Annotated in this window: 19 protein-coding genes; 10 read left to right on the forward strand and 9 right to left on the reverse strand. The window is 33.5% G+C overall.

Annotated elements, in window-relative coordinates:
* Positions 1 to 24 precede the first annotated feature (24 nt).
* Both ACFFLS_RS16210 and ACFFLS_RS16215 read right to left on the reverse strand, forming a co-directional pair.
* Complete coding sequence (locus tag ACFFLS_RS16210; protein WP_379684457.1) at positions 25 to 1,350, reverse strand: sensor histidine kinase; 1,326 nt, start codon at positions 1,348 to 1,350, stop codon at positions 25 to 27.
* Between the two features lie 128 nt (positions 1,351 to 1,478).
* Entirely contained in the window at positions 1,479 to 2,831 is a 1,353-nt protein-coding gene (locus ACFFLS_RS16215; RefSeq protein WP_379684456.1) for a sigma-54-dependent transcriptional regulator, read from the reverse strand.
* Between the two features lie 160 nt (positions 2,832 to 2,991).
* Between ACFFLS_RS16215 and ACFFLS_RS16220 the strand changes: the two genes are divergently transcribed.
* The 3 genes from ACFFLS_RS16220 to ACFFLS_RS16230 all read left to right on the forward strand — a co-directional run bounded on the left by ACFFLS_RS16220 (position 2,992) and on the right by ACFFLS_RS16230 (position 7,655).
* Positions 2,992 to 4,236 (forward strand): efflux RND transporter periplasmic adaptor subunit, encoded by a 1,245-nt coding sequence (locus ACFFLS_RS16220; RefSeq protein ID WP_379684455.1) that lies wholly within the window; start codon positions 2,992 to 2,994, stop codon positions 4,234 to 4,236.
* 151 nt (positions 4,237 to 4,387) lie between these two features.
* The gene (locus ACFFLS_RS16225; protein WP_379684454.1) at positions 4,388 to 5,095 is read left to right on the forward strand and encodes an ABC transporter ATP-binding protein; all 708 of its coding nucleotides are present in this window, start codon (positions 4,388 to 4,390) and stop codon (positions 5,093 to 5,095) included.
* A gap of 127 nt (positions 5,096 to 5,222) precedes the next feature.
* The gene (locus tag ACFFLS_RS16230; protein WP_379684453.1) at positions 5,223 to 7,655 is read left to right on the forward strand and encodes an ABC transporter permease; all 2,433 of its coding nucleotides are present in this window, start codon (positions 5,223 to 5,225) and stop codon (positions 7,653 to 7,655) included.
* Positions 7,656 to 7,720: 65 nt separating this feature from the next.
* On the opposite strand, the gene ACFFLS_RS16235 is transcribed toward ACFFLS_RS16230, so the two are convergent.
* Complete coding sequence (locus ACFFLS_RS16235; RefSeq protein WP_379684452.1) at positions 7,721 to 9,316, reverse strand: L,D-transpeptidase family protein; 1,596 nt, start codon at positions 9,314 to 9,316, stop codon at positions 7,721 to 7,723.
* A 378-nt stretch (positions 9,317 to 9,694) separates the two neighbouring features.
* Between ACFFLS_RS16235 and ACFFLS_RS16240 the strand changes: the two genes are divergently transcribed.
* The 4 genes from ACFFLS_RS16240 to ACFFLS_RS16255 all read left to right on the forward strand — a co-directional run bounded on the left by ACFFLS_RS16240 (position 9,695) and on the right by ACFFLS_RS16255 (position 12,206).
* Entirely contained in the window at positions 9,695 to 10,822 is a 1,128-nt protein-coding gene (locus ACFFLS_RS16240; RefSeq protein WP_379684451.1) for an Mrp/NBP35 family ATP-binding protein, read from the forward strand.
* A gap of 82 nt (positions 10,823 to 10,904) precedes the next feature.
* Positions 10,905 to 11,144, forward strand: coding sequence for a NifU family protein (locus ACFFLS_RS16245; RefSeq protein ID WP_379684450.1), 240 nt, complete (start codon positions 10,905 to 10,907; stop codon positions 11,142 to 11,144).
* Between the two features lie 210 nt (positions 11,145 to 11,354).
* Positions 11,355 to 11,831 (forward strand): hypothetical protein, encoded by a 477-nt coding sequence (locus ACFFLS_RS16250; protein WP_379684449.1) that lies wholly within the window; start codon positions 11,355 to 11,357, stop codon positions 11,829 to 11,831.
* A gap of 57 nt (positions 11,832 to 11,888) precedes the next feature.
* Positions 11,889 to 12,206: a 2Fe-2S iron-sulfur cluster-binding protein gene (locus ACFFLS_RS16255; protein ID WP_379684448.1), complete on the forward strand. Its 318-nt coding sequence runs from the start codon at positions 11,889 to 11,891 to the stop codon at positions 12,204 to 12,206.
* Between the two features lie 202 nt (positions 12,207 to 12,408).
* Here the strand turns inward: ACFFLS_RS16255 and ACFFLS_RS16260 are convergent, their stop codons facing one another.
* From ACFFLS_RS16260 to ACFFLS_RS16280, 5 genes are all read right to left on the reverse strand, one after another.
* Entirely contained in the window at positions 12,409 to 13,089 is a 681-nt protein-coding gene (locus tag ACFFLS_RS16260; RefSeq protein ID WP_379684447.1) for an XAC2610-related protein, read from the reverse strand.
* A gap of 96 nt (positions 13,090 to 13,185) precedes the next feature.
* On the reverse strand, positions 13,186 to 14,046 hold the full coding sequence (locus ACFFLS_RS16265; protein WP_379684446.1) for a DUF4240 domain-containing protein: 861 nt from the start codon (positions 14,044 to 14,046) through the stop codon (positions 13,186 to 13,188).
* 171 nt (positions 14,047 to 14,217) lie between these two features.
* Positions 14,218 to 15,207, reverse strand: coding sequence for an aspartate-semialdehyde dehydrogenase (locus ACFFLS_RS16270; RefSeq protein WP_379684445.1), 990 nt, complete (start codon positions 15,205 to 15,207; stop codon positions 14,218 to 14,220).
* 174 nt (positions 15,208 to 15,381) lie between these two features.
* Positions 15,382 to 15,762 carry a large conductance mechanosensitive channel protein MscL gene (gene mscL, locus ACFFLS_RS16275; RefSeq protein ID WP_379684444.1) on the reverse strand — a complete coding sequence of 127 codons (381 nt, stop codon included), beginning with the start codon at positions 15,760 to 15,762 and terminating at the stop codon, positions 15,382 to 15,384.
* A gap of 200 nt (positions 15,763 to 15,962) precedes the next feature.
* The gene (locus ACFFLS_RS16280) at positions 15,963 to 18,431 is read right to left on the reverse strand and encodes a bifunctional UDP-N-acetylmuramoyl-tripeptide:D-alanyl-D-alanine ligase/alanine racemase (protein WP_379684443.1); all 2,469 of its coding nucleotides are present in this window, start codon (positions 18,429 to 18,431) and stop codon (positions 15,963 to 15,965) included.
* Between the two features lie 133 nt (positions 18,432 to 18,564).
* On the opposite strand from ACFFLS_RS16280, the gene ACFFLS_RS16285 reads away from it, so the two are divergent.
* Positions 18,565 to 19,170 (forward strand): hypothetical protein, encoded by a 606-nt coding sequence (locus tag ACFFLS_RS16285; protein ID WP_379684442.1) that lies wholly within the window; start codon positions 18,565 to 18,567, stop codon positions 19,168 to 19,170.
* Here ACFFLS_RS16285 and ACFFLS_RS16290 read toward each other — a convergent pair.
* Entirely contained in the window at positions 19,165 to 19,869 is a 705-nt protein-coding gene (locus tag ACFFLS_RS16290; RefSeq protein ID WP_379684441.1) for a porin family protein, read from the reverse strand. The genes ACFFLS_RS16285 and ACFFLS_RS16290 overlap by 6 nt on opposite strands.
* A 219-nt stretch (positions 19,870 to 20,088) precedes the next feature.
* Here ACFFLS_RS16290 and ACFFLS_RS16295 point away from each other — a divergent pair, with 219 nt between their 5' ends.
* Together ACFFLS_RS16295 and ACFFLS_RS16300 are read left to right on the forward strand one after the other, a co-directional pair.
* Positions 20,089 to 20,439 carry a hypothetical protein gene (locus tag ACFFLS_RS16295; protein WP_379689536.1) on the forward strand — a complete coding sequence of 117 codons (351 nt, stop codon included), beginning with the start codon at positions 20,089 to 20,091 and terminating at the stop codon, positions 20,437 to 20,439.
* Between the two features lie 148 nt (positions 20,440 to 20,587).
* On the forward strand, positions 20,588 to 22,795 hold the full coding sequence (locus ACFFLS_RS16300; protein ID WP_379684440.1) for a TonB-dependent receptor: 2,208 nt from the start codon (positions 20,588 to 20,590) through the stop codon (positions 22,793 to 22,795).
* The last annotated feature ends 47 nt before the right edge of the window (positions 22,796 to 22,842 follow it).

The raw sequence follows: 22,842 nt of genomic DNA on the forward strand, positions 1-22,842 counted from the left end.
GAACTTTGATAAAGATTATATTCATTAAATGAGACAAATTACAAAATCGGTTTTTTCGGCATCGGTTTGGTAACTTAGATAACCGCCATGCGCTTCGATGATATTTTTAGAAAGCGTAAGGCCAATTCCTGCACCATCTTTTCTGGTGGTGAAAAACGGAAGGAAAACTTTGTCCCGAATTTCTGGGTCAACTCCTCTTCCATTATCAGAAATTACAATAAAAAAACGATTGTTTTCGGTATAACTTGAAAGAATCAATTTCTTTTCTGCTTTTTCTTTTAAAGCATGAATACTATTGGTAATCAAATTAATAACTACCTGTTCCATTTGGTTTTTATCAATCAAAATAGAACGGGAACTATTAATTTCATTAATCAATTCGATGTTTTCAGCTTTCAAAATCGGAGTCATGATTCGAAGGCAATCTTCAAACAAAACATTAATCGGAGTCATCTGTTTGTTTGGTGATGGCAACATCGCGAGCTTTCTATAATTCTCAACAAATACTTGCAAATGATCGCTTCTGTTTATAATGGTAGAAATACTACTCTTAATATCTTCAAAATCATCATTTTCTAATTTGTCCTGATCGACAATGTGAAGCAGATTCTGCGAAAGCGCTCGAATTGGAGTTAGAGAGTTCATCAATTCATGCGAAATAATTTTCATTAAATTAATCCAGGCTTCTTTTTCTTTTTTCTCGATTACACGTTGAATACTGTCCAATAAAATGATAAAATATTCTTTATTGTAAGTCTGTGTAAGCGAAGTCTGAAGCATAAAAGTCTGCAAATCTTGATCTTCGATTTTGATAGAAATAGCGGTTTTAAATTCGCCGAAACCTACCTTTTCAATTTCACTACAAAGTCCCGGAAGATAGTTTTTCAGGTATTTCCAATGACTTACTTTTGGTACTTTAAATAATTTAGAGAAACAGTCATTCATTATAAAAATAGACCAAGTATCATTTTCCTTTTCAAGAATCAAAGCTGCGGTATCGATGCTATTCAAAATCGAACGATAAATCAGTTCTTTTGAAGTCTGTTCCTGTCTCTGCATTTTTAAGGCATCATACAACTCATATAAACTACGGAAATTATCTTTTTTATATTCCTCTGGAAAATTGGCAGAAAAATCATTATTCAGAATAGAATTGATTGTTTTGTCATAAAACAAAAGCTGGTTTTTGACAAAAAAATACATTTCAAATAAAAAAATCAGAATAAAGATCCCTATTAAAAGTGCATTGAAACGAAAGCCTTTGTATAACAACAAAGCACTGCACAAAAAAAGAGCCATGACAAACAAAACTCTCACAAATAGCGCGTTAAAAAACTTCCAATTTTTCATTTATTTTATCTTATTTTTTTGCCACAGATTAAAGGATTAATATGATTTTTAACGCTGTACAATTTGATTTAACAGAAAGAAAAAAATCTTTTTAATCCTTTTTAATCCTTTTTAATCTGTGGCTAAACTCAATTCTTCAAATCGTATTTCTCAATTCTTCTGTACAAAGCCGCACGTGACAAACCTAGTTCTTCAGCAGTTCTGCTGATATTGCCATTGTGTTTGAATAAAGCTTTTTCTATAGCCAGTTTCTCCATTTCAGACAAAGGGTTTTCATCATTTTCGTGAATTTCTTCAAAATCCAAAATATCAAGATTGCTAACAGAAATGATATTGTTTTCTGCTAAAATCAAAGCCCTTTCAATTTTGTTTTCCATTTCACGAACATTTCCTTTCCACGGATATCGCTCTAGATATGGTCCTGCGTTTTTTTCAAATTGAAAATCATTCTGATTGTATTTTTCTGCAATCTGTTCAAGAATAAAATTTGCCATCGGAATTATATCGTCTTTTCTTTCTCTTAAAGACGGCAGATTTATTTCCATTGTATTGATTCTGTACAGTAAATCTTCTCGAAAAGTTTTGTTTTTCACTTCCGTTTTAATGTCGCTGTTGGTTGCCGCAATAACGCGTACATTAAGCGGTCTCGGTTTGCTTTCGCCTAGACGCACTACAGTTTTTGTCTGCAATACATGGAGTAATTTGGCTTGTAGATGAAGCGGAATATTCCCAATCTCATCCAAAAAAATAGTTCCGTTTTGTGCGGTTTCAAATCTTCCGGCTGTATCGGTTTTGGCATCGGTAAAAGCGCCTTTTGCATATCCAAAAAGCTCGCTTTCAAACAAATTATCGCTTAAAGAGCCTAAATCAACATGTACGAAAGGCTGATTTTTTCGTTCAGAATGCTGATGAATGTGCGCCGCAAAAACATACTTTCCGGTTCCGTTTTCGCCTAAAATCAAAACATTTGCGTCTGTTCTGGCAACTTTTTCTGCGATAGAATATGCTTGTTTTATTTTGGCCGAAGTGCCGATAAAATATTGTTTTTCTACTTGTTCTGCCTTTACTACTGCTGTCTTTTTATTGTTTTTTCTACTTTCTATGATAGCTTTATCTATTATTTCTAGCAGTTTTTCATTGTTCCAAGGTTTCAGAACATAATCAAAAGCGCCTATTTTTATGCCTTCAACGGCGGTTTCAATTTTGCCGAAAGCCGTCATCAAAATTACAATTGTATTGGGCGAAAGTGTTTTTATTTCTTTCAACCAATGAATTCCTTCGCGTCCGTCTTCAAAACCAATTCTATAATTCATATCAAGCAAAACCACATTAATTTCATTTTCATTCAAAAGAGAAATGATTTTTTTGGGACTGTTAGTCGTAAAAATAGTCTCGAAATGCTTTTTAAGAATCATTTTTGCTGAAAAAAGAATTTCTTCCTGATCGTCGACAATTAATATTTGAGCTTGTTTTTTTCGCATGTTGTCTGTTTTGTGTTCGTTTTTGAACGGTCAACTGTTCATTATCGAACACTGTTGTTTAAGGTCGTTTTTTCAAGACTCTTTAAAATCAATACTTTATAAATAATAAATTTTATGGCACAGTATTTACCTATTGATTATCAGTAAATTATTAAAGAAAATGGACAAGTTAATTCCTCGTAAAAATAAAAAATTTAGATATCTCACAATAGCAATTGCTGTATTTTTAGTTTTTGCAGTTATCGTATTTTTTGCTTTTAATACTAAAAGAACCCTGAATGTAAAAGCCGATGAATTGGTAATTCAGAAAGCAGAAAAAGATTTTTTTGAGGACTTTGTTGTTTTTCAAGCAAAAGTAGAACCGCTCAATGTGATGCTGGTAAACGTAACCGAAGGAGGTTCTGTAAAAGAGATTTTTGTAGAAAATGGCGCAATGGTAACCAAAGGACAATCACTCGCACGTTTGTACAACCCAAATACCGAACTGAATTATTTAACGCAGGAAACAGCTATTATAGAACAGATCAACAATCTTAATACTGGAAAATTAAACATCAGAAATCAGGAATTGAACCTGACAAAAGATATGGTTTTAATCGAACACGATTATAACGACGCCAAAAGATTGTACGACATGAATTCGAAATTGTTTGATAAAGATGTGATTTCAAAAAACGATTGGAATACGTTTAGAGAAAGTCTTCGTTTTCAGGAAGAACGCAAAAAAACGATCCAACAAAGCATTCAAAAAGAAAAACAAAGCAATCAGGTTCAGATTTCACAAATCAACCGTTCGATTCAGACTATGGAAAAAAGTCTTGAAATTCTTAGAAACAACAAAAAAAACTTCTTGATTACAGCTCCAGAAACGGGAAGGCTAACCTCTTTTGAACCTGTTTTAGGAAAGACTTTTCAGGCTGGAGCAAGCATAGGAAAAATTGATTCGAATAAAGGATACAAACTTACGGCAGAAGTTGACGAGTTTTATCTTGAAAAAATTAGAGAAGGCTTAAAAGGTCAGGTAGAATTTAAAGGAAAAAATCTTGAAGTTTTGGTGACCAAGGTAATTCCCGAAGTAAAAGGAGGCCGTTTTACAGTCGAATTAGCATTTATTTCTAAAGACAACATAATCTTGCAAGACGGTTTAAGCTTTGGAGTAAAATTGATTTTATCGGAGAAAAATAAAACGCTGGTCATTCCGAAAGGAAGTTTCAACCAAGAAACGGCTGGCAAATGGATTTTTGTAGTAAAGGGAAGCAAAGCCGAAAAAAGAAACATCAAATTAGGACGAGAAAATCCTTCTTATTACGAAGTTTTGGAAGGCTTAAAAGAAGGTGAATCGGTCATTACTTCTTCTTACTCCGATTATAAAGATATTGAAGAGCTTTCGCTAAATAAGGAATAGTTTTATGTTTCAGGTTTCAAGTTTCAGGTTTCAGGTTAACACGACGAAAAAAACATGAAACTAGAAACCTGAAACAAAAAAGACCAAAATCATCGTTTCAATCATCAATCAAAAAACGTAATTAATAACCATTCAAAACCTTAAAAAAATTATGATCACAATTCAGAATTTAACCAAAGTTTTTAGAACAGAAGAAATAGAAACTGCTGCTTTGAGCGGTATCAACTTAGAAATTAAAAAAGGTGATTTTCTAACCATCATGGGACCTTCAGGATGCGGAAAATCGACTTTACTGAACATCATCGGTCTTCTTGACAGCGCAACAGACGGTAGTTATAAATTATTAGACCAAGAAATGACCGGTCTTAAAGAAAAAGGAAGAGCGAAAGTGAGAAAAGAAAACATTGGTTTTATTTTTCAGAATTTCAACCTCATCGACGAACTTTCCGTTTATGACAATATTGAACTTCCATTGCTCTATAACAACGTAAAAGCTTCTGATAGAAAACAAAAAATTGAGGCAATTGCTGAGAAATTAAACATCTCTCACCGATTGAAACATTTTCCGCAACAGCTTTCAGGAGGACAGCAGCAAAGAGTTGCCGTTGCAAGGGCTTTGGTTAATGATCCTAAAATCATCCTTGCCGATGAGCCTACTGGAAATTTGGACAGTAAAAATGGTAATGAAGTAATGGAACTTTTAACCGATTTACATGCCAAAGGCGCTACAATCCTGATGGTTACCCACTCTGACTATGATGCTTCTTTTTCGCAGAGAACGATTCATATGAAAGACGGAATTATATTTTCTGAAAAATTAAATCAACGAAATGTTGATGTTTTTATGGACGCTAAATAAATAAAAGATGATTAAGATTATTATAGCCGCATTGGTAATTGTAGTTGAATTTGTTTTCAAAATACTTACGATTATCTAAAACCTTAACGGTTTAAAACAGCCAAAACAACTATAAAAATTATAAAAAATGATTTTCAACTGGTTTAAAATATTTATATACCATTTAAGACAAAGCAAACTGTTTTCGTTTTTAAATGTTTTAGGATTAAGCATCGGAATTTCGGGTGTGATATTCGCGATTTTGTATTGGAATAACGAACATTCTTATGATCAATGGAATCCTAATAAGGAAAACGTTTATCAGGTATTGAACAAAATTGGAGCTACGGGCGACATCTGGGCAACAAGTTCGATTCCGTTTGGGGAAACCTGTAAAGCCACAATTCCGGAAATTGATAAGATTTGCTTTATTTACAATTGGTACGATCAAGGAATTATAAAATATCAGGGGCAAAAACTATTGAATAAAAAACTGGTATTCACAGACGAAGACTTTTTTGATTTCTTTCCTTTTACAATCATAAAAGGTAAAAAAAACGAAATATTAAAAGAAAAAAACAGTGTAGCGATTTCTGAAGATCAGGCAAAAATACTTTTCAAGAATGAAGATCCAATCGGAAAATCTATTACAATGAGCAGCAATACCTATATTGTAAAAGGGGTTTTCCAAATTACAAGCCCTTCGTCTATCGAACCTAATTATGTATTTAGCGGTATAAAACGCGAAAGCGACAAAAACAACTGGGGAAATTTTAATTACGGATTACTGATTAAGACTAAAAATGGTGCCGATGCTGCTTTGGTCAGAAAAAAAATGCAGCATGTAAATTATGTCAACCGAACACTGAAAGATGCCAAAGAAAACGGCCAGACGCCAGAACAATACATAAAAGAAAATGGAGAAATTCTCGTAATACTGGATCAGTTAAAAACGGCTCGCTTAAATGGAACCAAAAGCTCAGGAGGATCAAATTTTCCTGAAGGAAGCGGTAATCTAAAACTACTTTACATTATGGGCGGACTGTCTGTTCTGATTTTGGTTTTATCGCTCGTAAACTACATCAATCTGGCAACAGCATCGGCAATAAAACGTGCAAAAGAAGTTGGAGTGCGCAAAATTGTTGGAGCTTCAAAAAACCAGATTATCACTCAGTTTATTTTTGAAACAGCCATAATTGTTACGCTTGCCATTATTTTTGCTTTGGCAATTGTAGAGCTTTCATTGCCGCATTACAATACTTTTCTGCGAAAAACTTTAACCCTGAATGGCAGTGAATTTTACCTCCAGCTTTTTTTAATTTTTGGATTAGTAATCATTTTTGCCGGGATATTTCCTGCCATTTACATCTCAAATTTTGAAACTTTAAAAGTTTTAAAAGGTAATTTTTCTAGAAGTAAAAGCGGTATTTGGATTCGAAATTCGATGCTTATTTTTCAATTCGGAGTTGCGGCATTTTTTATCATCGGAGCTTTAATTGTAAATTCTCAAATTAATTATATGATGGATAAAGATCTTGGTTTTAGCGGTGACCAAGTAATTTCGATTCCGTTTAACACTAAGCGATTAACAAGAACCGACAACTATCTGACTACCAAACAAGAAATCAGCAAAATTCCTGGTGTTATCGATGTGAGTACATTTGCAGGAACTTTTGGAGGAAGCACTAATTCTAGCTCGGGATTTACGTACAATGGCGTTTTTGTACAACCAAGAAATGTTGAAATGGATTTTAACTTCTTGAAAATGATGAATATCAAAATCGCTGAAGGCCGTGATCTTTCTCCTGAATATGCCTCAGACACCATCAGTAATATGTTGATGAATGAAACCTTGGTAAAAACTCTAAATTTGAAAAATCCCATTAACACCATTGTGACTTCTGGATGGAGCAAAGGCGAGGGAACCGAAAATTTAAAATTCAGAATCGTTGGTGTCGTAAAGGATTTTCACATTACCGGACTACAAAGCAAAGTTCCTCCAATGGTTTTTATCAACCTCAAAACTTTAAAATGGAATAACTTTAACTATGTGTATTTAAAGGTATCTCCAAAAAATTTAACAGAAACACTGGAAAATTTGAAAAAATATTGGGAGAAAAACGTTAATTCCGAATATCCTTTTGAATATGAATTCATTAACAAAACTTTTGCTAAAACTTATGAAGAACAAATCAAGCAAAAAAACCTTTTTTTCATTCTAAATATGGTCGTAATTGTAATTGCTGTGTTCGGATTATTCGCTTTGGCATCATTTTCGATGGAGAGAAGACTGAAAGAAATTGCCATCAGAAAAACATTAGGTGCAGAAACCAATATTCTTTTGAAAGAATTATCTAAACAATATGTTCTTTTCTGTTTAATGGGATTTGCAATCGGAATTGTCCCTGCCTATATTTTATTGCAAAAATGGCTTGAAGATTTCGCTTTCAGGATTGGAATTTCTCCTCTCCCGTTTGGTACCGCATTGATTTCTCTTTTGTGTTTAACATTAATAATTGTTTTAACAAAAGCGTATCAGGTAACCAAAATAGATGTACTGAAGTATTTAAAATACGAATAAGCTTGTAGACCATTTTTTTTAAAAACCCGATAGAAAATTTTTAGGATTTTATCGGGTTTCTTTTTTTATTTCATCGTAACAGAATCACTATAAAGCAACTTGTCTAAGTTTTCGTCTCGGTCGTAAACATCTGGAAAGAAATTTACTTCTCCGTTTTCTTGAACCCATGCGGTAAAGTAACCAATATAAACCGGAATCTTATTTTTAAGCATACAGGTTGTTTCTTTTTCGCCGCTCATCGCCTTATCGATTTTATCAACAGGCCAGTCCGGATCGTCTTTTAGAATTGCCAACGCCAGCGATTTGGCTTCTTTTACATTGATGCATCCATGGCTGAAAGTTCGTTTTTCAAATTCAAACAAACTCTTTGCGGGCGTATCATGCATGTAAATGTCATTTGGATTTGGAAACATAAATTTTACCAATCCCAACGAATTTTTAGGTCCCGGTTTCTGCCTCACTTTCCCTCCATTCCATTCCATATTATGCTCGGCAAGATAGTTTTTATCGTTGGCTATCTGTAGTTTCAATTCGTTTTGAATAATACTGTTCGGAACATACCAATACGGACTAAAAACAATACGATCCATTGTGCCGCTGAAAATTACAGTTTCGCTCAAACGGTTTCCCACAAAAATATCCGAAACCAACTCGTATTTTCCGTCTTTCACATAAAACAAACGAAACGATGGAATATTGACCATTACATATTCGTTTGCTCTTGCCAGTTTGGTCGGAATCCATCTGCATCGCTCCATATTCAGCACAATCGTTCTGATTCTTTTGCTGATTGGTTCATTAAGCTGATTGATATGATCTCTAGTAATGGCATAGTTCAATTTTAAATTGTATCTTTTCTTATAATTCAAAACGCCAGCCATCAACTCCTCATCATAAACATCACTTTGAGAATCTTTTTTAAGATCGCCCACCACAAACAAACGCTGTCTGATTTGTTTTATAGCAATCGCTGTATCGTCTGGTCGTAAATCCTTAAAATTGGCGCTGTCAATTGTAATCTTGTGCCAGAGATTGTCTTGTTCAATTTTTCTGTATTTCTTTAAAGCATCCTGAAGTTTATAATATTGACTAAAAAGTAGATAATCGTCTTCATTAAGCCTATTATTGTCTACGATTAATGAATCGAGAATTCTGGAATATGAAATGGTTTTGGCCGGAAGATACCATCCCATTTTCTTCAAAGTCGCCGAATCTACGCCCGAATATACATTACTCGCATAAAAAACGTACATGCTTGTCAGCAGTAATTCTGTGTCTATCTGTGGCGGTACAATGTTGTCGCTTTCGTTAAAAGCTTCATCGATAACTTCTTTGTAGGGCATCTTATTGTCAATACCCTGATCTTTCAGCACATTTACTTTTTGGTATAATAAAGCCCCAAATTCGCTTATGCTTTTATCATCATACCAAATCGATTTGTATTGTTTCGCTTTATAAATATCTTCGACATCTTTTTGGTATTTTTTGAGTTTCGGATATTTTTTAAAGAATGAATTAATAGACGCAGCATCAATGGTTACAACAGCATAACGTGAATTTTCTGTAAAACGGCTGCTTTTTATTTTGTCTGGAATTGACTTAAATGAAAATGCAAAAAAGCTGATGGCAACAATAATTGATGATAAAGTAAAATTTCGCATATTTTTAAAATTTAAGTTGCAGAAAATAACTTTTTAAAAAATATCGAAAACCCAAAAAAAGATTTCAAAAATAAGTTTTCACATATTTTTACAATTGATAATCATTGATTTAGGACAATCAAAGATAATCAAGATTTGTGAGAATTTAACGATGTAATTATAAATTTTACATCAATTGGCAGAAGATTTAAAAAAAAGAATTGTTTAAACCATTTAAGGAATTTCTTAAGAATCATTTTGAGTAATCTCAATATCAAGAAATACAATTCAAAAGGGCACAAATCCGAACTTAATCTGTTATCTTTGCACTCTGAAATCAGTTTAAATTAAGATTATTCTGAAAATTGATCTCTAACGATACAAAATAAGCTCATTACAATGAAATTAGATAGAAAAGAAATTCTTAAAGCTCTGGAAACAATTACCATAGCAGGAGAAGGAAAAAATATGGTTGAAAGCGGTGCTGTAACCAACGTTATAACATTTGGAGACGAAGCTGTGGTAGATTTAGTACTTCATACACCAGCAATGCATATTAAAAAAAGAGCCGAAGATGATATTAAGAAAACCATTCACGAATTAGTATCGCCAGACGCAAAAGTAAAAGTAAACATTAAAGTAGAAGCTCCTGAGAAACCTGAAATTAAAGGACGCGCTATTCCCGGAATTAAAAATATTATTGCTGTTGCTTCTGGAAAAGGAGGAGTAGGAAAATCTACTGTAACAGCGAACCTTGCCGTTACACTTGCCAAAATGGGCTTTAAAGTTGGTGTTTTGGATGCCGATATTTATGGACCATCTATGCCGATTATGTTTGATGTTGAAAATGAAAAACCAATTTCGACAGTCGTTGACGGCAAATCTAAAATGAAACCAATTGAAAGCTACGAAATCAAAATGCTTTCTATCGGATTTTTTACAGCTCCAAGCCAAGCCGTAATCTGGAGAGGGCCTATGGCTGCAAAAGCATTAAACCAAATGATTTTTGATGCAGACTGGGGAGAATTAGACTTTATGCTTCTTGATTTACCTCCAGGAACAGGAGATATTCACTTATCTATCATGCAGTCGTTGCCAATCACAGGAGCAGTCGTAGTAAGTACACCGCAAGCTGTAGCTTTAGCAGATGCTAAAAAAGGAGTGGCAATGTTTATGCAGGATAATATAAATGTTCCGGTTTTAGGAATCGTAGAAAACATGGCGTATTTTACACCAGAAGAACTACCTGAAAACAAATATTATATTTTTGGACAAGAAGGAGCAAAAAACCTTGCAGAAGACTTAAATGTTCCTTTCTTAGGAGAAGTTCCGATTGTTCAGTCTATTCGCGAAGCAGGTGATTACGGACGTCCAGCAGCATTGCAAACAGCTTCTCCAATAGAAAAAGTATTTGAAGAAATTACTCGAAATGTTGTTCAGGAAACAGTAAACAGAAACGAAAGCTTACCAGCAACTGAAGCAATTAAAATTACAACAATGGCTGGTTGCTCAGCAGTAAAAAAATAATTAGATAATTGAGGAATGTGTCAATTAGATAGTTTTAAAAAAAAATCTAATTGACACATTTTCAAATTGACACATTAATATTATGACAACAGAAGAATTAACAAGCAACGTATTATTAGCACTTGACGAAATCAGACCGTTTTTAAAATCAGACGGCGGTGACATTACACTGATTTCTATCGAGGATGATAAACATGTAAAAGTTCGTCTTGAAGGAGCTTGCATTAGCTGCAGCGTAAATCAGATGACATTAAAAGCAGGTGTTGAAACGACTATAAAAAAATACGCTCCTCAAATTGAGACTGTCGTAAACATTATGTAATAAATACAGCAGCGATTATATTTTTATTGTTTGAAGAGAAAAACAATCACGGTGCAAAATCAAAAGTTTGCCAAATATCAAAAATAGCAAGCGATTTGACCGTTTTTTTTAACAAATAATAAAAAATAACAGAAATAATTGAGATTTTGAGTTTAGTCGGTTTTACAATTTTAAAGTAAATTTGCCGCTATAACCCTAAATCTTATTTTTATGAAAAAATTTTACACGCTGCTTTTATCAATCTTTATGGTCTCTGTGGGTTCTGCACAGATAAAAACCTTTGTTGCTGATAAAGCCTGGGTAAATGAAGCCGAAGAATGGTCTGACTTTCAATATGCGGGAAAGATTGTTTTTTCATTCAATCCTAATGATGAGGCAGGAAGTGTAAGGATTGGTAATTATGATTTTTTGTATGATTTTGTAGAAGGCAGAGGCAAACTTGCCAAAGCATCTTATAGTTCTGCTGCCTTTTCTCATCCAAAAAAGATTGCTTCCAACACTGACAAACAAGGCATTTTAAACTCTACCTACGAGGGAACCTTGATTTTTCAGGCAGGAACAGATTATTATTCTGTAATTGCAGTCGTAACCATTCTTGAAAAAGATGATAATGTACTTGGAGTGCAAATGCGCCTTAAAGAGAATAAAAGAAAAGAATTTGCGTTTAGCACAAAACCAAATAGTTAATAAATAAGGATTTTTTCACGTTATTAAGTCCTCTCAATTAAAATTCCACCAATTAAAATGGATGTATTAATAAAGATTAAAGATCGAGAAGGAGTTGTACATGAGTTACAGGCTCCGACTGATATGGCAATGAATATAATGGAGTTATGCAAAGCATACGAACTTCCTGTTGAAGGAACTTGTGGCGGAATGGCAATGTGCGCATCCTGCCAGTGTTATGTTTTAAATGACGTTGTTCTTCCTGAAATGGGAGACGAAGAAGAAGCCATGCTTTCGGAAGCATTTTATGTGAAATCTAATAGCCGTTTGGGCTGCCAGATTCCAATTACCGAAGACTTAGAAGGTCTAGAGCTGGAATTAGCACCTGAATACTAAAATAAAAAAATCCAACATTTAAAAAATTCCAAATTCCAATACTCTAGTAGTTCTTGGAATTTGGAATTTTTCAATTATTCTCTATACCACTTGGGTCGAAAGGCTCAAATTCTCTTTCTGAAAATGCTTCTGTTAAGGTTCCAGACGTACACAACCAAGTAATTGTTTCTTCAAAAAATTCCTTCATGGCGTATCTCAAATTTCATTCTTTATAATACTCACTAATTTTATAATTTTTAGTTTTAATCTGCCACTTATTCTTTATAAAATTCCTTGTAGTCACTTTTACAAAATCACCATTCATTGCGTCTTCTTCAAGCTCGAAAACTTTGCGAAGACCTTTATTTGCAACGACCGCATATTCGGTGGTCATGTGCCAACAGCATCCGGATTTAGAATATGCAGTTAATCTTTTCCTTTTATGATCTGTTGTAAACATACCAAGATTGTCAGTTGTCAAATTGGTTAATTGATTACTCAAGACAAATTTCTTCTTTGTAGAATTATAAACATATACATCATAAGATGGCCCTCCATATCCGCTTTTATTTCCATTTCTTATCGCCAAATCTTCTGTTCCGTCAAAATTAAAATCATCAAAAATCAAAGGGCTTTGTTCACCATAAAGTTCCACTACATTTACAGTTGGCTTTTGTTTTTTATCTAGAAAAAAATACAAATCTGCTGATGTCAACATTTGGAAAAAACGATTTGACTTTTTATCTATTAGCTTTATAGTTGCTTTTCCTTCACAATTTCCAGCACTGCAATTAGCTACAGAAATCTCAACAGAATATTTTTTTGATCCATCCTTGACTACAAATTTATTCTGTGCTGCACAAATTCCTGAAATTAGCAATAGTATATATTTTATATTTTTCATTTTAATTTTAGGTTGCTATGATTCTTTGTTGTAAAAGCTAATATGCCAATCCTTGTGCTATTCCCGTAATTTGAATTCACCAGAAATCAACTTATTCTATTTTTTTCTTAATTCACACATTTCCTTAACCAGCTTTGGATACATTTCCTGCAAATCTTTACCCCCTTTAGGCTCACGATTCATCTCTCGTTCCATACTATCATAATGAATTTTGGGGTTTAATTCATAAACCGCATCTCTGATTTCCGACTCGTCTTCATTTTCATGATTTTCAGCATATGCTATATCTGCAACATACAATAATCCTTCTGCCCAGCAATCTCCAATGTTAAAACTATACTTCCCACTTACAAATGACTGAATATCTGATGTTATATCTTCAAAAAATTCTTTTCCTTTTAACAAAAGCCAACAACGGAAATAAATAAAACCATCATCTGAGAGATAATCGTCAAAAACATAAATACCGTTTTCTTCTTTAAAATCACATTCAAGAATAATCGAAAGTTCTGCAATTTCAGCAGTATACAAAATACTTAATTTTTCCTGAAGTGTTTTCTCAAATAATACAAGTCTATCTTTTCCAAATTTAGACAGATAGTTGGTTAAGTTTTCTATATGTTCATCAACATCATATTCGCTCCAATGAGATTTTTTCTGTTTGTTCGATTTATCAATCGCTTCCCAAAAATAGAAATCTGCTTTTTCGGTTTCTGAAAGTTCTTTTTTACGAGGAATATCTTCATTTTCCTGAATTTCCTGATATCCCTTTTTAGTTTTTTGAGCAATTAATTTTTCTGATTCTTTCTTACATTCTTCCTCACTTTCAAATTCTTTAATGGTCTCACGACCATTAGTTCCTATTTTACCAAAAGTTATCTTTTGAATTTTCCCATTATATTCTATATCCCAAAACTTATCCGACAACTCTTCTTGATAAATAAATTTCCGTTTCATATTTTCTGATTGAATTCTTAAGTAAATATACTTTTATAATCCCTTTTAAAAACTACTCAAAAAGCCTTATGATTGTTAAAATAAGACAAATAATAAAATTCAAAAAAGCCGTAACTACTTTTCGCAATTACGGCCATTTTCTTTATAACAATTTTATTTAATCTCTAAAGATTATACCAAACCTGCTTGAATTAAATACTCAGCGATTTGAATTGTGTTTGTTGCTGCACCTTTTCTTAAGTTATCGGCAACAATCCAAAGGTTTAAGGTATTTGGTTGGCTTTCGTCGCGGCGGATTCTTCCAACAAAAACATCATTTTTACCTTCTGCGTACAATGGCATTGGGTATGTAAATGCATCTAAATTATCTTGTACAGTTACACCATCAGTATTGTGTAAAATTTCGCGAACTTCATTTACATCAAAATCATTTGTAAACTCAACATTTACAGCCTCACTGTGTCCGCCTACAACTGGTACACGAACTGCAGTAGCAGTAACTCTGATAGTATTATCAGCAAGGATTTTTTGAGTTTCGCGAACCAATTTCATTTCTTCTTTAGTGTATCCGTTTTCTTCAAAACTATCGCAATGTGGAATCGCATTTCTATGGATTGGATATTTGTAAGCCATATCACCTTGAACTCCTGCGTATTCGTTTTCAAGCTGTTTTACAGCTTTTACACCAGTTCCTGTGATAGACTGATACGTAGAAACGATGATTCTTTTAATATTGTATTTTTTGTGCAAAGGAGCCAAAGCCATTACCATCTGAATAGTAGAACAATTTGGATTTGCAATAATTTTATCTTCTCTTGTCAATACATCTGCATTGATTTCTGGAACCACTAATTTTTTGGTCGGGTCCATTCTCCATGCCGATGAATTGTCAATTACTGTAGTTCCTGCAGCCGCAAATTTTGGCGCCCATTCTAATGAAGTATCTCCGCCAGCAGAGAAAACAGCGATATCTGCTTTCATATCAACTGCGGTTTGCAAACCAACTACTTTATATTTTTGTCCTTTATATTCAATTTCTTTTCCTACTGATCTTTCTGATGCAACTGGAATTAATTCTGTAACCGGAAAATTTCTTTCCGCTAAAACTTTAAGCATTACTTCGCCCACCATTCCGGTAGCTCCTACAACCGCTATTCTCATTTTTATATTTTTAAATAATCAATAATCTAATTTCACTCCGCAAAAATAAGTATAATAAAAGTTACCGCAAGGCTGTTCACAAAAATTAACAAAATGTTACAAAACAAACAATTTGTAAAAAAACCGCCTCTGTAAAGGCGGTTAAATTAGACTTAGTGTAGCGGTATTGTATTTTTATTTATTTTTTAATAAATCTCTAATCTGAGTAAGCAGTTCTTCTTGTGTTGGCCCAGCTGGTGCGGCTGGTGCTGGCGCTTCTTTCTTTTTAAGATTATTTATTCCTTTAATAATAATGAATAAAACAAAAGCTACAATTAAGAAGTTAATCACAGCTGAAATAAATACTCCGTATTTAACTCCGCCAAAAGCTACTAATTGTTCAATAGTCGATAAATGAGCCGCCTCTAATGCCGGTTTTAAGATCAATGGTGTAATTACATCATCAATTAACGAGCCCACTATTTTATTAAACGCTGCTCCGATGATTACACCGACAGCAAGATCAATAACATTGCCTTTCGTTGCAAATTCCTTAAATTCTGAAAAAAATCCCATATCTGATTTGTTTAGTTTTTAATAAATGAAGTATCGAAAATACGCATTTTTCTTTAAAAACCCTCATTTGGGTCGCTTTTGAACCATATAAGTCAGATAAGTTCATTTTAGTTGAAACGCATTTCTTTATTTGCTTAACTATACATTTCAATCACGCAAAGCTTACAATTTCTTATATCACTTATATGGTTCAAAAAATACTATCTAAAAAACACCCTTTTCACACGTTGTGAAATGCTAGTCATAATTTCATATGGAATCGTTCTTAAAACTTCTGCCATCTCAATTACAGTAGGGCTTTCGCCGAAAATCACTACAGAATCTCCTTCCTTGCAATCGATATGAGTTACATCGGCCATGAGCATATCCATGCACACGCTGCCAACGATAAATGCTTTCTGGTTCTTAATGGTAACAAAACCAGCTTGATTTCCCCATAATCTCGAAATTCCGTCAGCGTAACCAATCGGGATTGTCGCAATCTTAGTTTCTTTCTGAGCCATAAACCTTCGTCCGTAACCCACACTATCGCCTGCTGGAATTGTACGTACCTGCGAGATAATCGATTTTAAGGTTCCTACATTTTCTAAATATTTTTGTTCTGCAGAATCGTTCGAAACGCCGTACAAACCTATTCCCAAACGTACCATATTGTATTGTGCATTAGGAAAATTACTGATTCCAGAGGTGTTTAAAATATGTCGAATCGGATTTATATTCAATTCTGACATTAATTTTAATGATAATTCTTCAAACAAACTGATTTGTTGATTTACAAAATCAAAATAATTCGAATCATCGCTTGTCGCTAAATGGGATAAAATACTCTGTACACGAACGGTTGAATTTCCTTTTAAGGTCTGAATTAATTCGTCGATTGTATTGTTTTCAAAACCTAGACGATGCATTCCTGTATCAAGTTTTATATGAATTGGATAATCTTTCAAATTCTTTTCTCTCGCAATTTTCAGAAAAGCATTTAATCCTTTTATACTGTAAATTTCAGGTTCTAAATTATATTGAATGATTGACGGAAAACTGGTCGATTCGGGATTTAAAACCATAATAGGAAGTTTTATGCCTCCGTTTTTTAGCGAAATTCCTTCATCGGCGAAAGCCACACCCAAATAATCGACCTTGTGATGTTCGAGCAATTTTGCAATTTCCAAACCGCCGTTTCCGTAACCAAAAGCCTTTACCATAACCATCATTTTTACATTCTGGCCTAGTTTTGATTTAAAGTAATTGAAATTATGACTTATCGCATCGAGATTAATCTCCAGAACTGTTTCGTGTGTCTTTTCTTCGAGCAACGAAACAATTTCTTCAAATTGAAAAGACCTTGCTCCTTTAATCAAAATGGTTTCGTTATTAAAATCAAATCTTTCGATTTCATGAATAAAATCGGCTGTATTTTGAAACACTGTGCTGTTGGCAAATTTATCTTTGAAAGAAGAAATCGTTGGTCCGATACCAATGACACGATGTATCTTATTGTCAGAAATCAGCTGGGCAACTTTTGAATACAGCTCTTCGTTAGAGAAACCACTTTGAAAAATATCCGACAGAATAACGGTTTTTGAAGCATTCTTTTTCTGACTTTCCAGAAAATCAAGAGCAATTTTCAGAGACTGAAAATCGGAACTGTAACTGTCGTCGATAATACTGCACCCATTGATTCCGTTTTTAACTTCAAGCCTCATTTTTACTGGATACAACATTTTTATACGATTTTGAATTAACGCAAAATCATATTCAAAGTACAGCAAAACTAATAAGCACGAAATGGCATTTTCTATGGAAGCAGAATCACTAAATGGAATTTCTAAACTGAAAACTTCACCTTTATACTGATATTTTATTAGAGTCGAATCATTTTTGGCTTCTTTTTCGACAATAAAAACATCTGCAGAATCATTGGTAAAACTCCATGAGAATAAAGTTCTGCCGTCTAAAAAATATTGAGAACAAAATTCAGAAAGGCATTCGTCTACTAAATCATTATTCTGATAAATTATTACAGACGAATCTTTAAAAAGAAGCAGTTTTTCGTTGATTTTTTGTTTGAGGTTTTCAAATCCTTCATCATGTGCAGAGCCAATGCTCGTCAAAACTCCTATGTTAGGTTTGATGATTCTCTCCAGATTCACCATTTCGTTAACCGTTGAAATTCCAGCTTCGAAAATACCTAAGTTGTGCATTTCGTTTATTGCAATAACCGAAAGAGGCACACCTACCTGAGAATTGTAACTTTTGGGACTTCTGATGATGTTGTAATCGGGACTTAGTAAAAAATTAAGCCATTCTTTAACAATCGTTTTTCCGTTGCTTCCTGTTAAACCGATTATCGGAAAATGAAAACCGGCACGATAATAAGCTGCAAAATTCTGAAGTGCAGAAAGCGAATTTTTTACCAAGAGAAAATTAGCTTTTCCAGTTACATTTTCAGGAATCTGCTCCACAACAAAATTCTGAACTCCTTTTTCTATAAGTTCGGCAATATAAAGATGTGCGTCATGATTAACTCCTGATAAAGCAAAAAACAAAGTCTGCGATCCGTTTTGCAGCGATCGGCTATCAATTGAAATATGATCAATGAAGATATCGGCAGGAGAACCGATCCATTCGGCATTTAAAACCGATACGAGGCTTTTTAGATTTATGCTCATTTAGAAAATTCTTTTTGTCAAAATTAAAACATTAGAAACAGAAAAGAGTTGTGATTTTCTTAAAAAATAAGGAGTTTAGACTAACTTATTTTTATTTCTTATATATTTGTTTACTCCTCTAAATTTGAATGTTTTGAAAAAAATACTGCCCTTTTTCTCGTATCTCCTACATCCGATTTTTATATCTACTTATGCCGCTTTGTTTTATCTTTTTTACAAAGGCGACTTGTTTTCTATACAGGAAAAATACTTTGTATTGGTGCAGATTTTAATCATAACGGCAATTGTTCCAGTTTTATTCTTTTTGCTGTTGCGCTCAACCGGACATGTAAAATCGGTTATGTTGCCAGAGGTTACAGAACGTAGGATTCCGTTAATCTTACAGTGTTTTTTGTACATTCTTCTCGTTAAAAGAAGCATCGTAATACTTCGTTATCCCGAATTGCATTTCTTTTTTTTGGGAGCACTTTTCAGTTCTATCTGTGCAGTGATATGTTCTTTGTTCAAAATAAAAGCAAGTCTGCATATGCTCGCAATAAGCAGTTTTACCGTTTTTGTTATCGGACTCAATATTCATCTGCAACTGCATAATCCGTATTGGCCTGCACTGCTTATTTTATTAACGGGAATCACGGCTTCTTCTAGACTTGAAATGAAAGCACATTCTGTAAAAGAATTACTTATAGGACTGCTGATCGGAATAATGCCACAACTTTTGTTTCTTCCTTTGTGGTTATAAAATGTAGAAAATAAGCCCTGCATTTAATGTTTTTAGATTCAGTTTCTCTCCCGAAACGGTTTCTGTAGATTTAAACAACGGACTTAGACCATAATAAACATATAAGTTCCATGTATTATAACCTGCAGAAATATATGGCCCATACTGAAACTTATTGATAGCCGCATTATTATTAATTCTGTATGTTTTTTCTCCATCGTCTAATATAGAACTATTTGAGAACACATAACTCAGTTTTATCCCTGTATAAATACGCCAAAACTTATAACTTTCATAAGTTGAATTACGCCATCTAAATTCTATCGGAAGCTCAACAGAATATTGTTTGTAACGGTTTGAAACAAACTGCCCATAATCATTTACTCCATATAACGGAACACCAGAAGGATCTTGCGAAATAGTAAGATTCTGGAAATAGTTTTGATAACTTAATCCCAGACCTGCAGCAATAGCTTTTGTTCTTCTTTTATTGATTGGCATATCTCTAAGAAAACCACCCGAAAGTCCTAAAGAAAACTTGTTTTGTTTAAAATGATCAGGAATATCCGTAAACATATTGTACGTAATAGAGAAATAAAATTGATCTTCTCTATAGAGCGAATCTATTTTCACCACAGGTTTTACTTCTGGCTTGGCCACTTCCTGTGCCGCAGAAGTAAAAAACAGACCTAAAAATAAACAGCTTAAAAAGAATCGCATATCGTGTTTTGGTTTAAAGAGTTTTTTAATAAACGTTTTTTGAACTTGGTTTATTTTATATACAAATATAATATAATGCTGCATTTAGAGAAGATTACAGCTTAATTATTCTGTTTTAGGAGTCATTATACTTTTTTATTGTCTTTTTTTCAAAGATTTATCCTCTCATTAAAAAAAATATTCTCTTATTTTATTTTAATCTTTATACCTTTGCTCTGCATGAAAAGAAAGCAGCTCATATTAAGTTTTGGCTCTGCTGTAATGATATTGTTCTCAATATTATTTCAGTCGATACATAGTTATGAGCACATTGCAAAACAGCTTACTGAAAAAAAATGCCATCATAGTTATAAAGATCCAAATGGTGAAATAACGCATAACCATGACAGTAATGATGTTTGTTATGTGTGCAATTTTGCTTTTGGTAGTTATATTCTCCCTGAAAAATTTTCTTTTGAATTTACATCTTTTGCAAAAGAAATCCCTTATTTCTTTGCATTACAGGAAAATGTAATTTCATTTCACCTAAATTTCTGCCTACTTCGAGGGCCGCCTCCATCTATAGTATAAAATTTCGATTGAATCGAAAAAATCATTTTACTTAAATCTAAAAACTAAAAAATGACGATTTTATTTGTTTTGAAACTTTCAAAACAAACAGATTTCGGTATCATTCTGTTTTTTAGGTTAATCATTTTAACTATAGCATCATTTTCAAATGAAAAAATTCATATTAGCCCTAATTTTAGGGTTCTCGGGCATTCTATCTGCTCAAAATTCGGTTTCAGGTACTGTAACTGATAATCAAAATAATCCATTACCGGGAGTTTCTGTTTATGCCTCTGAATTGCATAAAGGAACCACAACAGACGCAAACGGAAAATACGAACTCAACAATCTGCCAAACGGAAATCTTCGTCTTTCTTTCTCATATGTAGGTTATGCTACTCAAAATAAAACCGTTGTCAAATTAGTAAAACAAAATACAGTTGATGTAGTTCTTGAAGAATCTATTTTAGAAATGGACGAAGTCGTAGTTTCTACTCCATTCAATAAATTACAATCACAGAACGTAATGAAAATTGAGCACGAAAGCATCAAAACATTACAGCAAAAAGGAACCTCAACTCTAATTGAAGGTCTGGCTACCATTCCTGGAGTTTCACAAATTTCAACCGGAACTTCTATCGGAAAACCAGTGATTCGAGGATTGAGCGGAAATCGTGTTTTAGTATATTCTCAAGGTGTTCGTATCGAAAATCAGCAGTTTGGAGACGAACATGGTTTAGGTTTAAATGATGCCGGAATCGAAAGTGTCGAAGTGATCAAAGGACCAGCTTCTTTATTATATGGTTCTGATGCTTTGGGAGGAGTTTTATATTTTAATCCTGAAAAATTTGCTGATGCAGGCGATTTCAAAGCCAATTTTAGCCAAAAATATTTTACCAATACACAAGGAAGCAATTCTTCTATCGGATTAAAAACTTCTACAGATAACTGGAAATTCTTAGCTCGTGGAAGCTACAATACGCATTCAGACTACAAAATTGCAGATGGCGACCGTGTAACGAATTCACGTTACAATGAAACCGATTTTAAAACCGGAATCGGATACAGCAACTCTCGTTTTTCAAGTGTTTTAAGATACAATTACAATAAACTGGATATTGGAATTCCAGAAGATGGAATTGCGGAACAATCTTCAAGCAAAGACACTCAATTTCCTAGACAAGGAATTTTCAATCATTTGTTGAGTTTGAATAATGTTATCTTTTTTGAAAACTCAAAACTGGATGTTGATTTAGGATATATTTCTAATGACAGAAGCGAATTTGAAGACAGCAACGAAGCTTCGCTTCATATGAAACTGAATACTTTTAACTACAATGCAAAATATCATTTCCCTAAATTCGGAAAAATCGAAACCATTGTAGGTGTTCAGGGAATGCATCAAACCAATAAAAACTCTGGTGAAGAATATTTGATTCCAGATGCTACAACCAATGATTTTGGCGTTTTTGGAACTGCAAATTACGAATGGGACAACAGTGTTTTACAAGCTGGATTACGTTTTGATAACAGAAACGTTTCTTCAATTGCACACGGAACTGAAGGCGAAGAAGGATATTTTCAGGCTTTAGATCGTTCTTTTGACAGTTTTAATGCTTCATTAGGTTATAAAACAAAATTAGCTGAACCATTGACACTTCGTTTAAATGTTGCTACAGGATTTAGAGCGCCGAACTTAGCCGAATTGACTTCAAATGGTGTTCACGAAGGAACAAATCGTTATGAAATTGGGAATGCAAATCTTAAAACAGAGCAAAACGTTCAAACCGATTTGAATTTAGAATATAAAAATTCTCATTTTGAGTTTTTCGTTAACGGATTTTACAATCATGTAAACAATTACATTTACACTTCGCCAACAGGAGAAGTTCTAGACGATAATAATGTTTTTGCTTATGTACAGGATAATGCAAAATTGTATGGAGGCGAAGTTGGACTACATTTTCATCCGCATCCTTTAGATTGGTTGCATTTTGAAACCAGTTTTGAAACCGTTACAGGTAAAAAAGACAATGACGATTATTTACCTTTAATTCCTGCCAACAATTGGAATAATACGCTTAGAACCGAATTTAATATCAAAGATTGGTTAAGCGAAGGTTTTGCTTCTTTGAATGTTTCTTCAACATTTGACCAGAAAAATGTAAGCGGTTTCGAAACTGCTTCTAAAGGATATACTTTGGTAAATTTAGGTTTTGGAGGAACAGTAAAACTAGGGAAAACGGCTTTCGACATTAACCTAAATGGAAACAATTTATTCGACAAAAAATATATCGCGCACCTTTCGAGATTGAAAACAGATGGTATTCCGAATATTGGAAGAAATATCGTTTTGGGAGTTAATTTTAATTTATAATCTTTATTTAACCGCAAAGCACGCTAAGCATTACGCAAGGTACACTA

The sequence above is a fragment of the Flavobacterium procerum genome (genome assembly GCF_042431625.1).
Classification (GTDB): Bacteria; Bacteroidota; Bacteroidia; order Flavobacteriales; family Flavobacteriaceae; genus Flavobacterium; species Flavobacterium procerum.